Source organism: Streptomyces sp. NPDC058239 (assembly GCF_042882185.1).
In the GTDB taxonomy this organism is placed as follows: Bacteria; Actinomycetota; Actinomycetes; order Streptomycetales; family Streptomycetaceae; genus Streptomyces.
This window is the reverse complement of sequence record NZ_JBHVWS010000079.1, coordinates 1-15,635: the sequence shown is the minus strand read 5'-3', so window position 1 is coordinate 15,635 and position 15,635 is coordinate 1. Positions and strand designations below refer to the sequence as shown.

The 15,635-nt window shown below is 67.0% G+C and carries 12 protein-coding genes; 5 read left to right on the top strand and 7 right to left on the bottom strand.

Features of this window, described 5'->3' with window-relative positions:
• Positions 1 to 88 precede the first annotated feature (88 nt).
• The 4 genes from rsmG to ACFVYE_RS43185 all read left to right on the top strand — a co-directional run bounded on the left by rsmG (position 89) and on the right by ACFVYE_RS43185 (position 4,191).
• Entirely contained in the window at positions 89 to 805 is a 717-nt protein-coding gene (gene rsmG / locus ACFVYE_RS43200; RefSeq protein ID WP_327274146.1) for a 16S rRNA (guanine(527)-N(7))-methyltransferase RsmG, read from the top strand.
• 292 nt (positions 806 to 1,097) lie between these two features.
• Complete coding sequence (locus ACFVYE_RS43195) at positions 1,098 to 2,174, top strand: ParA family protein (RefSeq protein ID WP_389608938.1); 1,077 nt, start codon at positions 1,098 to 1,100, stop codon at positions 2,172 to 2,174.
• Positions 2,171 to 3,271 carry a ParB/RepB/Spo0J family partition protein gene (locus tag ACFVYE_RS43190; RefSeq protein ID WP_383968824.1) on the top strand — a complete coding sequence of 367 codons (1,101 nt, stop codon included), beginning with the start codon at positions 2,171 to 2,173 and terminating at the stop codon, positions 3,269 to 3,271. The genes ACFVYE_RS43195 and ACFVYE_RS43190 overlap by 4 nt, the downstream gene beginning before the upstream one ends.
• Positions 3,272 to 3,573: 302 nt before the next feature.
• Positions 3,574 to 4,191 carry a GNAT family N-acetyltransferase gene (locus ACFVYE_RS43185; protein WP_383968826.1) on the top strand — a complete coding sequence of 206 codons (618 nt, stop codon included), beginning with the start codon at positions 3,574 to 3,576 and terminating at the stop codon, positions 4,189 to 4,191.
• Positions 4,192 to 4,273: 82 nt separating this feature from the next.
• Here ACFVYE_RS43185 and trxA read toward each other — a convergent pair whose 3' ends face one another.
• The 7 genes from trxA to ACFVYE_RS43150 all read right to left on the bottom strand — a co-directional run bounded on the left by trxA (position 4,274) and on the right by ACFVYE_RS43150 (position 13,889).
• Positions 4,274 to 4,606, bottom strand: coding sequence for a thioredoxin (gene trxA / locus ACFVYE_RS43180; protein ID WP_093895053.1), 333 nt, complete (start codon positions 4,604 to 4,606; stop codon positions 4,274 to 4,276).
• Positions 4,607 to 4,649: 43 nt separating this feature from the next.
• A complete protein-coding gene (trxB, locus tag ACFVYE_RS43175) occupies positions 4,650 to 5,612 on the bottom strand; it encodes a thioredoxin-disulfide reductase (RefSeq protein ID WP_093895054.1) in 963 nt (320 codons plus the stop codon).
• 133 nt (positions 5,613 to 5,745) lie between these two features.
• The gene (locus tag ACFVYE_RS43170; protein ID WP_383968830.1) at positions 5,746 to 6,693 is read right to left on the bottom strand and encodes a hypothetical protein; all 948 of its coding nucleotides are present in this window, start codon (positions 6,691 to 6,693) and stop codon (positions 5,746 to 5,748) included.
• A complete protein-coding gene (gene sigM / locus ACFVYE_RS43165) occupies positions 6,690 to 7,394 on the bottom strand; it encodes an RNA polymerase sigma factor SigM (RefSeq protein ID WP_383968833.1) in 705 nt (234 codons plus the stop codon). Before sigM ends, ACFVYE_RS43170 begins: the two co-directional genes overlap by 4 nt.
• Before the next feature lie 145 nt (positions 7,395 to 7,539).
• Entirely contained in the window at positions 7,540 to 9,255 is a 1,716-nt protein-coding gene (locus ACFVYE_RS43160; RefSeq protein WP_383968836.1) for a serine/threonine protein kinase, read from the bottom strand.
• Positions 9,256 to 9,382: 127 nt separating this feature from the next.
• A complete protein-coding gene (gene murJ / locus ACFVYE_RS43155) occupies positions 9,383 to 11,542 on the bottom strand; it encodes a murein biosynthesis integral membrane protein MurJ (protein ID WP_383968839.1) in 2,160 nt (719 codons plus the stop codon).
• A 49-nt stretch (positions 11,543 to 11,591) separates the two neighbouring features.
• On the bottom strand, positions 11,592 to 13,889 hold the full coding sequence (locus ACFVYE_RS43150) for a DUF6049 family protein (protein ID WP_383968841.1): 2,298 nt from the start codon (positions 13,887 to 13,889) through the stop codon (positions 11,592 to 11,594).
• Between the two features lie 183 nt (positions 13,890 to 14,072).
• Here ACFVYE_RS43150 and ACFVYE_RS43145 point away from each other — a divergent pair, with 183 nt between their 5' ends.
• Positions 14,073 to 15,515, top strand: a complete 1,443-nt coding sequence (locus ACFVYE_RS43145; RefSeq protein WP_383968844.1) for a CCA tRNA nucleotidyltransferase — start codon at positions 14,073 to 14,075, stop codon at positions 15,513 to 15,515.
• The last annotated feature ends 120 nt before the right edge of the window (positions 15,516 to 15,635 follow it).

The following is a 15,635-nucleotide window of genomic DNA, read 5'->3' as shown; positions in this document are numbered from 1 at the left end:
CCCGTCTGTTCGCAGGCGGGGCCGATCTTTGTCAGCCTGATAGTCAGCCACCCACAGTGCGGTAGTGCGGTATGGAAGGACGGTTCCCGTGACGGCGGAAGTAGAGCTTCCCCAGGCGCCCGAAGGGGCGCGGGCAGTTTTCGGTGAGTTCTTCCCAGAGGCTGTCCGGTACGCGGAACTGCTGGCGGATGCCGGGGTGAAGCGGGGGCTGATCGGTCCGCGTGAGGTGCCGCGGCTGTGGGAGCGGCATCTGCTGAACTGTGCGGTGCTCTCCGAGGTTGTGCCTGAGGGCGTCACGGTCTGCGATGTGGGCTCCGGTGCGGGGCTTCCGGGTATCCCGCTGGCGCTGGTGCGTCCGGATCTCAAGATCACCTTGCTGGAGCCCTTGCTCCGACGGACGAATTTTCTCCAGGAAGTCGTCGAGCTGCTGGGCCTGAACCATGTGACGGTTGTGCGTGGTCGGGCCGAGGAGGTTCTTGGGACGCTTCAACCGGTTCACGTTGTGACGGCTCGGGCTGTGGCGCCGCTCGATCGGCTGGCCGGCTGGGGAGTGCCGCTGCTGCGTCCGTACGGAGAGATGCTGGCGCTCAAGGGGGACACGGCCGAAGAGGAGATCGTCGGGGCCCGTGCGGCCTTGAGCAAGCTCGGTGTGGTGGAGACCGAGGTGTTGCACGTCGGAGAGGGCGTTGTCGATCCGATGTCCACGGTGGTGCGTGTGGTGGTCGGGGAGAGTCCGGGCGGTGTGAGGTTCGCCGCAAAGAGGGCCAAGGCCGCGAGGACGAGCCGCACGAGGCGTCGGCGCTGACGCGTCAGGTCACGCTGCGAAATCGACCGTTACATACAGTTTGTATCGCTTGCCGGCGATGCTCCCGACAAGCGGCCATACATACCCCACGCGGAGTGTCGTGCCCCTGTAGCTAAGCTGCAGGGGCATCGTGTTTCACGTGAAACGTCGCTCTCTGCTGCATGGGATCATCGGCCGCGGTCGCGCGGCTGCCGCGCCGCGGCACCGCAGGCCCGTTAGGACTACGGAGTTGTCCACAGAAGTGGATTCATCCACAGAAGAGCGGGCCTCGCTGGTTCACGACCCCGAAAGCATGGCAGGCTCTATTCATTGCGAGCCTGAAGTCGAGGAGAGTGAATCCTTGCGGTCCGACGCCAACATCGCGGGACCGATGACCGACCCGGTCCCCGGTCCCCGAACCGAATCGGTGGGGGAGGATGTTTCACGTGAAACACCGCCGCCGATGGACGACACACCCATCGGTCGCGCGGCCCAGCTGGCGGTCGAGGCCCTTGGCCGCGCCGGCGAGGGCCTGCCCCGTCCTGACCGGACGCGCGTCATGGTGGTGGCCAACCAGAAGGGTGGGGTGGGCAAGACGACCACGACGGTCAATCTTGCCGCCTCGCTCGCGCTTCACGGCGCACGTGTTCTGGTGGTCGACCTTGACCCGCAGGGGAACGCCTCTACGGCTCTGGGTATCGATCACCATGCCGAAGTCCCCTCCATCTATGACGTCCTGGTGGAGAGCAGGCCGCTCTCCGAGGTGGTCCAGCCTGTTCCGGACGTCGAAGGCCTCTTCTGCGCCCCCGCCACTATCGATCTCGCCGGTGCGGAGATCGAGCTGGTGTCGCTGGTGGCGCGGGAGAGTCGACTGCAGCGGGCGATCCAGGCATATGAGCAGCCGTTGGACTACATCCTCATCGACTGCCCGCCTTCGCTCGGTCTGCTGACGGTCAATGCCATGGTTGCCGGTGCCGAGGTGCTGATTCCTATCCAGTGCGAGTACTACGCACTGGAAGGACTGGGGCAGCTGCTGCGCAATGTGGATCTGGTGCGGGGGCATCTCAACCCCAATCTTCATGTGTCGACGATTCTGCTCACCATGTATGACGGCAGGACCAGGCTCGCTTCGCAGGTCGCGGAGGAGGTGCGCAGCCACTTCGGTAAGGAGGTGCTGCGGACGAGCATTCCGCGGTCGGTGCGGATTTCTGAGGCACCGAGCTATGGGCAGACCGTACTGACCTACGACCCAGGTTCGAGTGGGTCGCTGTCGTACCTCGAAGCGGCGCGTGAGATCGCCCTGCGGGGTGTCGGGGTGCAGTACGAGGCCCAGCATGCCCACACGGGCAGTGGGAACAGTCAGCAGAGCATTTCGGAGGGGATCCAGTGAGTGAGCGTCGAAGAGGGTTGGGGCGTGGGCTAGGTGCCCTGATCCCCGCCGCTCCGCAGGAGAAGCAGGTGCCGTCCACGGGGGTGGGCTCGGCCTCTCCTGGGGCGGGCCCTGTCATGACGGCAGAGCGAGGAGTGGCCGCTGCGAAGGTGGCCACTCTTGCGCCGGCTTCGGTTGTGCCGGAGCCGGGTGCGCCGGTTTCGGAGCCTGAGGCAGCTGCAGAATCTGCGGGAGCCGCAGGAGCGTACTTTGCCGAGGTTCCTATCGGCTCCATCACCCCGAATCCGCGTCAGCCCCGTGAGGTATTCGACGAGGACGCGCTTGCCGAGTTGGTGACCTCCATCAAGGAGGTGGGTCTTCTCCAGCCCGTCGTGGTGCGGAAGATGGGTCCGGAGCGCTATGAGCTCATCATGGGTGAGAGGCGCTGGAGGGCCTGCCGTGAGGCGGGTCTTGAGCGGATCCCGGCCATCGTCCGGGCAACGGACGACGAGAAGCTTCTCCTGGACGCGCTCCTGGAGAACCTTCACCGGGCTCAGCTGAACCCGTTGGAGGAGGCAGCCGCGTACGACCAGCTGCTCAAGGACTTCAAGTGCACGCATGACCAGCTGGCTGACCGGATCGGGCGTTCTCGCCCGCAGGTGTCCAACACGCTGCGATTGCTGAGGCTGTCGCCCCCGGTGCAACGGAGGGTCGCGGCCGGGGTGCTGTCGGCTGGTCATGCACGGGCGCTGCTGTCCGTGGACGACTCCGAGGAGCAGGACAGGCTGGCACATCGCATTGTGGCCGAGGGGCTGTCGGTCCGTGCAGTCGAAGAGATCGTGACCCTCATGGGCTCCAGCCCCACGAGCACTGCCAAGGCCAAGGGGCCGCGGGCCGGTGGCCGGGTGTCGCCTGCGCTGTCCGATCTTGCTTCCCGGCTCTCGGACCGCTTCGAGACCAGGGTGAAGGTCGACCTCGGCCAGAAGAAGGGAAAGATCGTCGTCGAGTTCGCATCGATGGAGGATCTGGACCGCATTCTCGGAAGCCTGGCACCGGGCGAGGGGCGCGTGCTGGATCGAGGTTCCTCTGAGGATCCTGCCGAGGACGACGAGGGCTGACCTCTGCCCGATGGACTGGGGGCGGGCTGCGTTCCGGCGGATACCGGAATACAGCCCGCCCTTTGCTTTCTCTCGGTGTCGGCTTCATCTCTGGGTGGATACGATGCGTTCTGGTATGGCACATCCGGCTTGAGCCACCTCGGCGGAGGGAGGGCCATGCGATCAGTGAGCCGCAGCCGACTGGTGACAGTGGGGCTGGGCCTGGGGGCTGTCGGAGGGTTCGTCGGCAGCCTGCTCCTGGAACGGAGTGCACTGACTGCCGCACGCGATGCGGCGGGCGAAGGAAGCGAGGAACAGCCTTCATGGGGCGTCGGCTCGTACCGCTCACACTGGACAACCTTTCCGATCTCCCCAGGCGTTGCCGCTCGTGTGTCTTCTGGGAGCTTGATCCGGTCAGTGGGGAAGCTGCGGTGAAGGCGGGAACGCCTGAGCTGGAGAAAGAGGCATGGATCTCGGCCGTTCTGCTGGAGTGGGGATCGTGTGGCCGCGTTGTCTATGTCGACGATGTGCCGGCGGGCTTCGTTCTCTATGCACCGCCTGCCTACGTGCCGCGCTCGACTGCTTTTCCGACGAGCCCCGTCTCCCCCGATGCCGTGCAGTTGATGACTGCCTGGATCGTGCCGGCATACCAGGGACAGGGCCTGGGCCGAGTCATGGTGCAGACCGTCGCCAAGGATTTGCTGCGTCGGGGATTCAGGGCGATCGAGGCTTTCGGCGACGCGCGGTGGAAGGAGCCTGCCTGTGTGCTTCCCGCGGATCATCTCCTCGCGGTCGGCTTCAAGACTGTACGGCCACATCCCGTTCATCCGCGGCTGAGACTGGAACTGCGTACGACGCTTTCCTGGAAGGAGGACGTCGAGCTGGCGCTGGACCGGTTGCTGGGTGCCGTCCAGAAGGAGCCGGCGCTGCGGCCTCTTTGATCCGAGAGCCCATGACAACGTGAAACGGGTCCACCCCCCCGAGGGGATGGACCCGTTTCACGTGAAACAGCGGACCATGGTCCTACTCGCCGATGAAGCCTTCGAGGTCACGGAGGATCGCGGCCTTCGGCTTGGCGCCGACGATGGTCTTGGCGACCTCGCCGCCCTGGTAGACGTTCAGCGTCGGGATGGACATGACGCCGTACTTGGCGGCCGTGTCCGGGTTCTCGTCGATATTGAGCTTGACGATCTCGATCTGGTCGCCGTGCTCAGCAGCGATGGCCTCCAAAGACGGCGCGATCTGACGGCACGGACCGCACCACGCGGCCCAGAAGTCCACCAGCACAGGCTTGTCGCTCTTCAGGACGACCTCGTCGAAGGAGTCGTCGGTCACGTTCTTCAGGGCGCCGGCCACGGCGACCTCCTTAACTACTTTGGGGTGTGGGGTGAGGCGTGGATCAGACGGTGGCCGCAGCGGCCTTCTCGTCGTCGGCGAGCGCGGCGAGGAAGCGCTCGGCATCGAGAGCGGCCGAGCAACCCGTGCCGGCAGCGGTGATGGCCTGCCGGTAGGTGTGGTCGACGACATCACCGGCGCCGAAGACACCGGTGAGATTGGTGCGCGTCGAGGGAGCTTCGACCTTGAGGTAGCCCTCCTCGTCGAGGTCGAGCTGGCCCTTGAAGAGCTCGGTGCGCGGGTCGTGGCCCACCGCGATGAACAGGCCGGTCACCGCGAGCTCGGACGTCTCGCCGGTCTTGGTGTTCCGAAGGGTCAGGCCGGACAGCTTCTGCTCCCCGTGCACTCCGGCAACCTCGCTGTCCCAAGCGAACTTGATCTTCGGGTCGGCGAACGCGCGGTCCTGCATGGCCTTGGAGGCGCGCAGCGAGTCGCGGCGGTGGACGATGGTGACCGACTTCGCGAAGCGGGAGAGGAAGGTCGCCTCCTCCATCGCGGTGTCGCCGCCGCCGACCACGGCGATGTCCTGGTCCTTGAAGAAGAAGCCGTCACAGGTGGCGCACCAGGAGACGCCGCGCCCGGAGAGGGCGTCCTCGTTGGGCAGGCCGAGCTTGCGGTGCTGGGAGCCGGTCGTCACGATGACGGCTTTGGCACGGTGCACCGTGCCGGCCGTGTCGGTGACCGTCTTGATGTCTCCGGTGAGGTCAACGGAGACGACATCGTCGGGGACGAGCTCGGCGCCGAAGCGTTCGGCTTGGGCGCGCATGTTGTCCATGAGCTCCGGGCCCATGATCCCGTCCTGGAAGCCCGGGAAGTTTTCCACGTCGGTGGTGTTCATCAGCGCGCCGCCCGCGGTGACGGCGCCCTCGAACACCAGCGGCTTCAGTGAGGCGCGTGCGGTGTAAAGGGCGGCCGTGTAGCCCGCAGGGCCGGAGCCGATGATGATCACATTACGGACGTCGCTCACGGGTTTCTTCCTCGTCTCTGCAGACTGCCTACTGTCCACGCCTACTGGGGTCGGTTCAACGACTCTCACCCCACCCAACGGATCCTACGGGGGATGCATTCCCGACGTGCCGGGGCGGCGTCCGGTGCGATTCTCAGGGGCGCGCGTAGGCGTGAGTCAGCAGTAGCTTCCCCTTGGCAGCGTGCTTTTCCCGGACGCAGGCCGCATCGACGACATACGCCTGGACACGGGTCGCGTCGGAGGGGTGGGGCAGGACGACGAGGAAGGCATCCGAGCCTTCGTAGGTGCCTTCTTCCACGGCGAGGGCCGCAGTCTTCCGCCCGATGCCCTGCTCCACGCAGCTCGGGACTGAGATGACGGGCGCGCGCAAGGGTGCTCGAGATGACTCGGTCGCGGGAGAGTCGCTCGTGGGCGTTGATTGTGCCTCGACGGACGGCGCCTTCTCAGAGCCGACACCGTCTGAACCCGATGGCTTCGTGTCGGCACTCAGAAGGAGCGTTTGCACCCGGCCTTCGAGGGTGGACTCCGAGAAGGTTGCTGCGCCTCTTGCTGCTGAGCTGGAGCCGCGGTCCGCCGCCTTGAGGGCGGATTCCTCCTGGGACGGCTGGACGCCCTGCATGATGAAGACGCTCACACCGACCACGGCTGCGCCGAGAGCGGCTCCGAGTACGGCTGCGCGGCGGCGTCGCCGGGCCGGTCGGCGGCCGGGGCCCGTGGTTGCCCTGGGATGCCCTGCAGGGCGATCTGGGAGACCGGGTTCTGCGTCCGGCTTCTGTGCCACGGAGAGCTTTGTTTCACGTGAAACATGCGCCGCGTCATTGGGTGCCGTGGTGTTGAGAGCTTCGGCGGCGAGCGCGGTGTCGATGCGGCCTGCGACATCGTCGGGCATGTGCTGCGGCGCAGGCACAGTGCCGAGGAGCTCGCGGATCTCCATGAGGGAGGTATGGACATCACCGCAGAGTTCGCAGCCATTCACATGGCCGCGTACGTCCGCCGCATGTGATGGCGGGAGCAGTCCTTCCGTGAGATCAGAGATCTCCGAGACATCCGGGTGCTCGGCCGTGTCGGACGTTGATGTCATGTGCGCCCACCTCCGCCCTTCACTGCAGCAGGATTGCTTGTTCCTGCATCCTTCGGCCCCGACGCGGGTGGGACGGATGCGCGCGGCGTCCGGTTCCTTCCCGCGGTGAGTTCATCGGCTTCTGCGCCCTCACTGCGGAGGTGAGTGAGCAGAGGGGCGAGCCGGGCTCTGCCCCGTGCACAGCGGCTCTTCACGGTGCCTGTCGGTACATCGAGGATGCGTGCCGCCTCGGCCACGGGGTAGCCCTGCATATCCACGAGGACAAGTGCGGCACGCTGCTCGGCGGGAAGAGTGGCGAGTGCGGCCAGGAGCTCGCGGTGCAGATCCTGGCGCTCTGCCGGTGCCTCTGCCGACTCGTGCGGCTCAAGCAGTTGCTCGAACCGTTCGGTGTCATCGACAGGTGAGGTCTTTCGGGTGGCCGCCTTGCGGACACGGTCGAGGCAGGCATTGACGGTGATGCGGTGCAGCCAGGTGGTGACGGCGGACTGGCCGCGGAAGGTGTGGGCGGCCCGGAAGGCGGAGACCAGGGCGTCCTGGACGGCGTCGGCAGCCTCCTCGCGGTCACCCAGGGTCCGGAGTGCCACAGCCCACAGCCGATCGCGGTGGCGCCGTACGAGCTCGCCGAAGGCGTCGGGTTCACCGGCCACATGGCGAGCGAGGAGGTCTGAGTCGCTGAGTGGTTCTGACGGCTCGGCGGCCACCTCCCCCTCCCTCCCTTATCTGTGCGTCAAGGTGCGTCTGTCTATCACGATTCGAGTGAGCAGGGGCAGAGGGCAGACGGATGCACAGGCGGGTGTTCCGGTCCGGTCAGGCCGGCGGGATGGTGGCTCCCACCGGCCTGACCTGTCAGCCAAGTACAGAGATCTCCGAGATCCCGCCTCGGTAGCCGTCGGCTGATCCATCCGACGGCAGTTCGGTGACATGGACCAGGATGTAGCGGGTTCGTACGGACTCGGTGAACTCCGCGTTCAGGTTGCTTCCTGCTGTAGCGAGCTTCGTGAGCCGCTTGGGGAAGTCCGCGAGTGAGGACGGTGCGGAGGCGTTCTCATCAGCTGCGAGCACCTCGGCCTTCTGCCCGCTGCGGTACATCGCGATCTTGATACCGGTGACGTTCTGAACGCTGCCCAGGTCGACGACTATGCCGCTGCCGTCCCTGCGGTTGGGGATGTTGCCGAAATTGGCGTAGCCCAGGTACCGCTTGGTGACCCAGGCTGAGTCGGCATTTCCGTCGATCGCCTTGGGTACGTCCCTCTCGCTTATTCCGGTGCCACTGGGCATGAACTCTGTCGCATCGGCGATCCGCAGCGGTTTGGCCGCGGGGCGCGGTTTGTTGTCGCCGTTCTCCGGGGTGGTCTGTGTGGTGTCCTCGGTCCCGGAGCCGTTTCTGCGGTCGAGGAGTGTCTCCGCGAGCTGCCAGCTGCCGAGGCCCAGGGCGGCAATGAGCAGTGCGGACACTGCCCACTTGAGTGCCTTGCCGGTGCGGCTCTGGAGCGGGGCCGGAGGCACGGCGATCACGGGCTGCGTGGCGCCGGGGCTTGCGGGCGGGCGTCCGTAGGTGCCCTGCTGGTAGGTCGTGCGCTGGTACTCCGGGGGCGCCGTGAAAGTGGGCTCCGGAGGGCGGATGCGGGGCATCGCGGCAACGGCCTTGGCCAGCTCGTCCGGGGTGGTGCACGGCTGCTCCTGCCGGGAGGCAGTGGCGCCGTCATTGGCGAGTGCGCGCATGGCGAGCTCGGAAAGGCCGCGGTGAACACCGGCCCGAACCTGGTCGGGGGCGATCAGCCCCACTCCCTTGGGGAGACCGGACAGGCCGTAGGCATCGGTCTCGTACGGCCAGCGCTGGGTCAGTGCGGCGTAGAGCAGGGCGCCGACAGCTTCGGTGTCCGCGCGTTGCGGGCCGTCGCTGGTGATGCCCCGCAGGGCGGCGTTCACCGCGAGGCCGCGGATCCGGTACTGCCCGGTCGAGCTCCGCAGCACCGCGCCCGGGGTCAGCCTCAGATGCGCGAGACCTTCTCGATGCGCGGCTGCCATGGCCTGGGAGATCTGGCTGACGAGCTGGTACGCGTCGTGCGCGTCCATCGGCCCCGCGGCCAGCAGAGAAGTGAGCTCGGTGGCGTCGGGGAGCCATTCATGGACGACATAGACGAGGTCGTCCTCCTCCACCGCGTCGAGTACCTGCACGAAGCGCGGGTCGCCGAGCAGTGCGGAGGAGCGGGCTGCGGCCAGCACGGAGCGGGCTCGGGGGTGGTCGGCGGGGAGCAGATGCACGCCCACCGCGCGGCGCAGTTTCTCGTCGACAGCGCGCCAGCTGCTGAATCCGTCCAGACGGGTGACGCACTCTTCGAGCCGGTAGCGTCTGGCGAGTTTGTGCCCGCTGTGCAGATCAGGGGTCGGCAGGGTGGCCTCGGTGCTGATGCGCTCACCATCCGTGTCCTGCGGCTTTGTGCCCGTTGTGTCCTGAGCTTCTGCCGTCCCGTCGGTCGTGGCCTCGTCCGCCTTGGCGGCCAGCGATTCATCACCGCTGTTGTCGGCCACGTCGACGGCAGCCGTGCTACGTTCCGCCACCGTCGTTCCTGCCTCCCCATCCGTTGCGCGATGCCAGCCAGCTCTGCACAGTCACGTCAATTGTGCCCACACTCCGGCGCTATGCACGACACGCAAAGGGCGGTGATGGTTGTGCGGCCGGTGATCCTCAGCGCCCGAGCCGCCCGCGGACCATGCCGACCATGCCGTTGATCTCTTCGATCCGCATCCGCTTGGCGGCGACGAAGAAGACGCCCAGCAGAACAGCCCCCCCACAGATCAGCGCGACGAGCGACCCGAAGGCGCCTTCGCCGAGGCCCAGAAGAACAGCGAAGCCGACGCCGCCGCCGAGCACCGCTGCCGGGATGGCAGCGAGGCACAGACGGGCGTAGGTGCGTACGACGTGGGCGCCGTCCAGATCGCCGCCCAGCCGGTTGCGCAGCCGTCGCCAGGCGATGCCCACGCCGACGGCGTAGGCGAGTCCGTACGAGGCAGCCATGCCGACTACGGCCCACTGGGCCGGCAGAACCATGTAGCAGAGGGCCGAGGCGGCCGCGTTGACCGCGGCGACGATGACCGTGTTGTAGAAGGGCGTCCGGGTGTCCTCGTAGGCGTAGAAGCCGCGCAGCACCACGTACTGCACGGAGTACGGGATCAGGCCGAGACCGAATGCCATGAGGATGAAGCCCATGGAGCGGGCGGCTTCGGTGCCTGCGGAGGCGTACAGGAGGGTGCACATCGGCAGGCCGAGGGCAAGGAACGTGAAGGCCACCGGCACGATCGCGACGGCCGAGTTCCGCAGTCCCTGAGAGATGTCGTCGCGGACGGCGCCCGGGTCGTTGTCGTGGGCGGCACGAGAGATGCGGGGCAGCAGGGCCGCCATGACCGACACGGTGATGATTGCCTGCGGCATTCCCCAGATGAGCTGGGCGTTGGAGTACGCGAGGAAGCCGGTGCCGTCCTTGCCGGACAGTTTGCCCGCCGAGGTCGCGAGCTGAGTGACGACGATCACGCCCGCCTGATTGGCCAGGACGAACAGGACGGTCCACTTGGCCAGCTTGACCGTCTTGCCGAGCCCGTGCCCCTTCCAGTCGAAGCGCGGGCGGAAACGGAAGCCGGCCTCACGCAGATACGGGACCATGGCCAGGGCCTGGACGACCAGACCGAGCAGCGTGCCGATGCCCAGGAGCCGGACGCCCTCCGGCGGGATCGTCTGAACCCCCATCTGGGATTCGGCCGAGGTGCCGTAGACCCAGATGAACATGCCGAACGTGAAGATCATGACGATGTTGTTGAGGACCGGGGTCCACATCATCGCGCCGAACCTGCCGCGGGCGTTGAGGATCTGGCCCATCACGACATGCACGCCCATGAAGAAGATGGTCGGCAGGCAGTACCGGGCGAATGTCACGGCGACGCTGTTGGCGGCCGCGTCCCTGGCGATCGTCGGCGACATCATGTGGATCAGCCACGGAGCGGCGAATACCGCGATTGCGACGATCACACCGAGCGCGACCATCACGAGAGTCAGCAGCCGGTTGGCGTAGGCCTCGCCGCCGTCCTCGTCGTCCTTCATGGATCGTACGAGCTGAGGAACGAAGACCGAGTTCAGCCCGCCACCGACGGTGAGGATGTAGATCATCGTCGGCAGTGTGTACGCGATGGTGAAACTGTCGCCGAGCAGTGCCGCACCGAGCGCGGCGGTGATCACGAGGCTGCGGACGAATCCGGTGAGCCGGGACACGAGCGTGCCGGCCGCCATCACCGCGCTGGACTTCAGCAGGCCGGAGGCCCGGCCGCCGGACTTGGGCGGTGCGGGCGCCGGGGCCGGCTCGGGCTCGGCCGGAACAGGGGGGGATCCTGCCGGGCCCTCCTGGTCCCGGAACAGGTGGGCGAAGGCATCCGGCTGCTCGTGGTCCTGGGAGGCCTGGCTGACGAGATCGTCCACCCCGACGAACTGGGTGGTCGCCGGGTCATCTCCGTACGGCAGGTGTCGCGACGGTCCGTCGGGCTCGGGTGGCGGGGTCTGCGCCCAGATACGCGGATCGGGTGCGTACTGCGCCGCGGGCGGCTGCTGGTAGAGCGGCTGGGGCTGCTGGTAGGTGCCAGGGGGCGGCGGCGGGTGCGCGGCGCGGTCGTACAGCGCTTCCGTCACCGGGTCCTGGACGGACAGATCCTGGGACCGGTAGGGGTCGTGGTCGTACGCGGTCTGCAGGTACGGATCGGGCGTCGGCGGAACCTGGCCCGGTCCGGGCGGCATCGGGGGCCCGCCGGAAGACCCGGCTCCGCCCGCACCCTGACCGCGGTCACCGTCGTACGGCGCGTTCATCGAAACCCCACCTCATCGTCCCCGGCCGACAGGCCACGACAGACATCGCTCAACGTTCCACTTTCTCACCCGAGCCTGACGGCTCCCCGTTTTCCGGACCGGTGTCCGGGGTCGGGTCACTCGGCTGCTCGGGTTCACCGCCGTTGTCCCCGGCCGCGCCGCCCGCGTTGGCGCGCTTGCGATGGGTGTACATCCTGATGCCTGCGAGGACCAGAAGCAGCAGCCCACCGGCGATCACCAGCAGCACGGTCGGGGTGAGCTCGGAGACCTTCACGGTGAAGGTCATCTCTCCGCCGTACGGTGTGCCGTCCTCGGTGTAGAGCTGTGCGGTCATCTGTACCTGGCCATTGACGTTGGCCGCGGCGTCGAACTTCACGGACTGGCTGTGGCCGCCGGCGATCCGGATCGGCTGCTCCGCCACGGCCCCGCCGTCGTTCAGCTTGAGCCGGGTCGCGTTCTCCGACTTGAGCCGGAGGACCAGATGGTCCACGCCCTGCAACAGTCTGTTCTGCACGGTCACCGGGATTGTGGCGCTGCGGCCGGACAGGGTGACGTCCGACTTCGAGATGAGCTGAACCTCGTTGATGAGGCCCTGCAGATAGGTGCGTACCGAGTCCCGGTACTGCTGGGCCTCCAGTGGCCTGCCACGCCACGACGTCGACATGGACCGGTTGACCGCATTGCCGAAGGGAGTCACCACCCGCTCGGGCTGGGTGAGGATGACCTGGAAGTTGTTGAGCGACACCTGGGTGGACTTGATGTCCTGGAACGCCTGGGTGGGCAGCTCCTGGCTGCGGAGCTTCTTCGGGTACTGGGATGACCTGGGGACGCTGGTTGTCGCGTCTGCGTCGGGCTTCTCCTCGGCCGCGTCCACGAGCCCGAGGGGCTCTGTCCAGCGTTCGTCGTCGAGGGCGTGCAGTGCGATGGCCATCGACTGGGCCTGGGCGACAGTCGGCATCCGCTGCGGTGCGACGACGACGCTTCGTTCCGTGTCTGTGTCCTGCTCGGTCAGAGCGAGGGTCAGAGCGAGGAACTTCTGCACGGCGAGGGTGGAGTTCCCTGCCTTCGACATATCGCCCTGGAAGGCCGTGGAGAGCCGGGCGTCGGAGACCACCGCAGTCGTGCCGCCGCCGATCGGCCGGGCCGCGGTCGGCGTGTACGGCAGACCGCCGGTCTCCTGGAGGCTGTCGCTGCGCGCGATCACCTTGTGGGCGCCCGCTGAGGTGGCGACATCGACGATCGACGGGTCGATCGCCCCGTCGACAGGCCATGCGAAGTCGGTCGACGGCTTCACATGCAGGATGGTCTGCACCGTTGTCCCGGCCACCTCCGTGGCGGTCTGCAGGTGGCTGAGGGTGCCCGACACGTTCTTGCCGCGGTGTGCGATGGACGCCAGATCGGGGTCGGCGAACGGCAGCGCGATGACCTTGCCGTCCGAGACCGCAGCCTCCAGCGAGGTGAGCCACTGCTTGGCGACGGCCTGGTTCTTCCCGGCGACGGTGGTGTCGCCGGACTTGACGCGGTAGTTCCTCGCCATCGCATCGACGCTGGCCAGCAGATCCGGGTCGATGACCCATGTCACGGGCAGCTGGCTGCCCAGCGAGACCAGCTGTTCGAGGCGTCCGCCCGGAGCGAGTTCGGCTGCCAGGTCGTCATCCGCGAACACAGGCGTCTGCTGATCGTCGGAGCCGGTCTCGGCAGTGACATGGGGCGATGCGATGAGCGGCCAGAGATAGGTGACCTTCGTCTTGGAGTCACGCTCTTCTTCCTGCCAGGGCAGGAAGGTGCGCTGGATTCCCAGAACCTGGTCGTACCGGGCCCGGGAGGTCTGCCCCGACAGCGAGACGCCGAGCTGGTAGACGCCGTCGTCGCCGAGCCCCAGTTTGTCGACCGGGACGGACAGCGTGAAGTCCTGGCTCATTCCGGAAGGGAGCTTCGCGAACTTCACGGTGTACTTGCCGCCGAGCGGGGCGGGGTCGCTGCCGGGGACGTACCGGGTGCGCTTGGCAGCGGTGTCGATCGACGTCCTGTTGAAGAGCCTCGGGCCCACTCGCAGGTCGACCTTCGCCTGCGTGATCGTGTCCTTGCCCCTGTTGGTCACGGTGCCGGAGACGGTCAGGGTGTCCCCCTCCACCGGCGCGCTCGGCGCGACGGTGTTCAGGGACACATTGACTGTTTCGGAGCCGGTCGGAGCCTTGGCGGTCCCGCCGGCCTGTGCGGCGGGTGCGGCCGGTCCGGCCAGCAGAGCTGCGACGAGCGGCGCCCCGATGATCAAGGAGGCTGTGCGCCGCAGCCACCGGCGGGCAGGAGAGGGACCGATCCCCTGGATGTCTGCCGCCTCGGCCACGCGCCTACCCGTCCCTCGTCGTTGTCAGCTGGTGTCGATGGTTGTCGGTTGCTGCGTCCCCGCATGGTAACGATGTGCGTGGGTTCCAAGTGCTGGGGAGTCCGCTACATGATCGGAAGAGTCTCGCAGGGCGGGACGAAACCAGGACGACCGGGCCGGTCCGGGCACGTACCCTTTTCTGTTGTGTCGAACGCCAATGAAGACAGCTCCCGTGCCCTGACCCAGGTGCAGCACCGCGCAGTCAGTGAACTGCTGCGGGTGTCCCCGGTCGCCGACGACCTTGCCCGCCGTTTCCAGGATGCCGGATTCAGCCTCGCCCTGGTCGGCGGCTCGGTCCGGGATGCGCTTCTCGGCAGGCTCGGGAACGACCTGGACTTCACGACCGACGCCCGCCCCGAGGCCGTACTGAAGATCGTCCGGCCGTGGGCCGACTCGGTATGGGAGGTCGGAATCGCCTTCGGCACCGTGGGTGCCCAGAAGGACGGCTACCAGATCGAGGTCACCACATACAGGTCGGAGGCGTACGACAGGACCTCACGCAAGCCCGAGGTGTCCTACGGCGATTCCATCGAGGAAGACCTCGTCCGTCGTGACTTCACGGTCAACGCGATGGCGGTAGCGCTTCCGCAGAAGGACTTCATCGATCCTCACGGCGGTCTTGAGGACCTGGCCGAGCGTGTACTGCGCACTCCCGGCACCCCCGAGGAGTCGTTCTCCGACGATCCGCTGCGCATGCTGCGTGCTGCTCGCTTCGCCGCGCAGCTGGACTTCGATGTCGCCCCCGATGTGGTCATGGCGATGACGGAAATGGCCGGGCGCATCGAGATCGTCTCCGCCGAGCGGGTCAGGGAGGAGCTCAACAAGCTGCTGCTCTCCGTCAACCCTCGCAAGGGTCTGGCGCTGCTCGTCGACACGGGGCTGGCGCAGCAGGTGCTGCCGGAGCTCCCCGCTCTGCGTCTGGAAAGTGACGAGCATCACCGTCACAAAGATGTCTACGAGCACTCGCTGACCGTCCTGGAGCAGGCGATCGGCCTGGAGGAGGGTGGCCCTGATCTGGTTCTGCGCCTTGCCGCTCTCCTCCATGACATCGGCAAGCCGAGGACGCGGCGCTTCGAGAAGGATGGGCGCGTCTCGTTCCATCACCACGAGGTGGTCGGCGCCAAGATGGTCAAGAAGCGGATGGCCACGCTCAAGTACTCCAACGACATGGTCAAGGACGTCTCGAAGCTCGTGGAGCTTCATCTGCGCTTCCATGGCTACGGCGACGGCGAGTGGACCGACTCCGCGGTGCGCCGGTATGTGCGTGATGCAGGGCCCCTGCTGGGGCGGCTGCACAAGCTGACCCGCTCGGACTGCACCACGCGGAACAAACGCAAGGCTGCTGCCCTCTCGCGGACCTATGACGGGCTTGAGGAGCGCATTGCGCAGCTGCAGGAGCAGGAGGAGCTGGATGCCATCCGGCCCGACCTCGACGGCAACGAGATCATGAAGACCCTGGGTGTCGGTCCTGGGCCGGTCATCGGAAAGGCCTACGCGTTCCTGCTGGAACTGCGGCTGGAGCACGGGCCGATGGAGCATGACGTGGCGGTCGAGAAGCTCAAGAAGTGGTGGGCGGCGCAGGCCTGAGACCGCTGGAGGCTCGACCGGCAAGGGTGAGGACCGGGTCGCGGGGGGGGGGTGGGTGTGAAAAAATACACCACCCCCCCCGGCCGGGGGGGGGGGGTGTATAAAAAAAAAAAAAACGCC

Coding starts and splice junctions, on each gene's coding strand:
- ACFVYE_RS43185 (WP_383968826.1), top strand. CDS start 3,574: ATGGGGCGTCGGCTCGTACCGCTCACACTGGACAACCTTTCCGATCTC.
- murJ (WP_383968839.1), bottom strand. CDS start 11,542: ATGAACGCGCCGTACGACGGTGACCGCGGTCAGGGTGCGGGCGGAGCC.
- ACFVYE_RS43170 (WP_383968830.1), bottom strand. CDS start 6,693: ATGACATCAACGTCCGACACGGCCGAGCACCCGGATGTCTCGGAGATC.
- ACFVYE_RS43195 (WP_389608938.1), top strand. CDS start 1,098: ATGGCAGGCTCTATTCATTGCGAGCCTGAAGTCGAGGAGAGTGAATCC.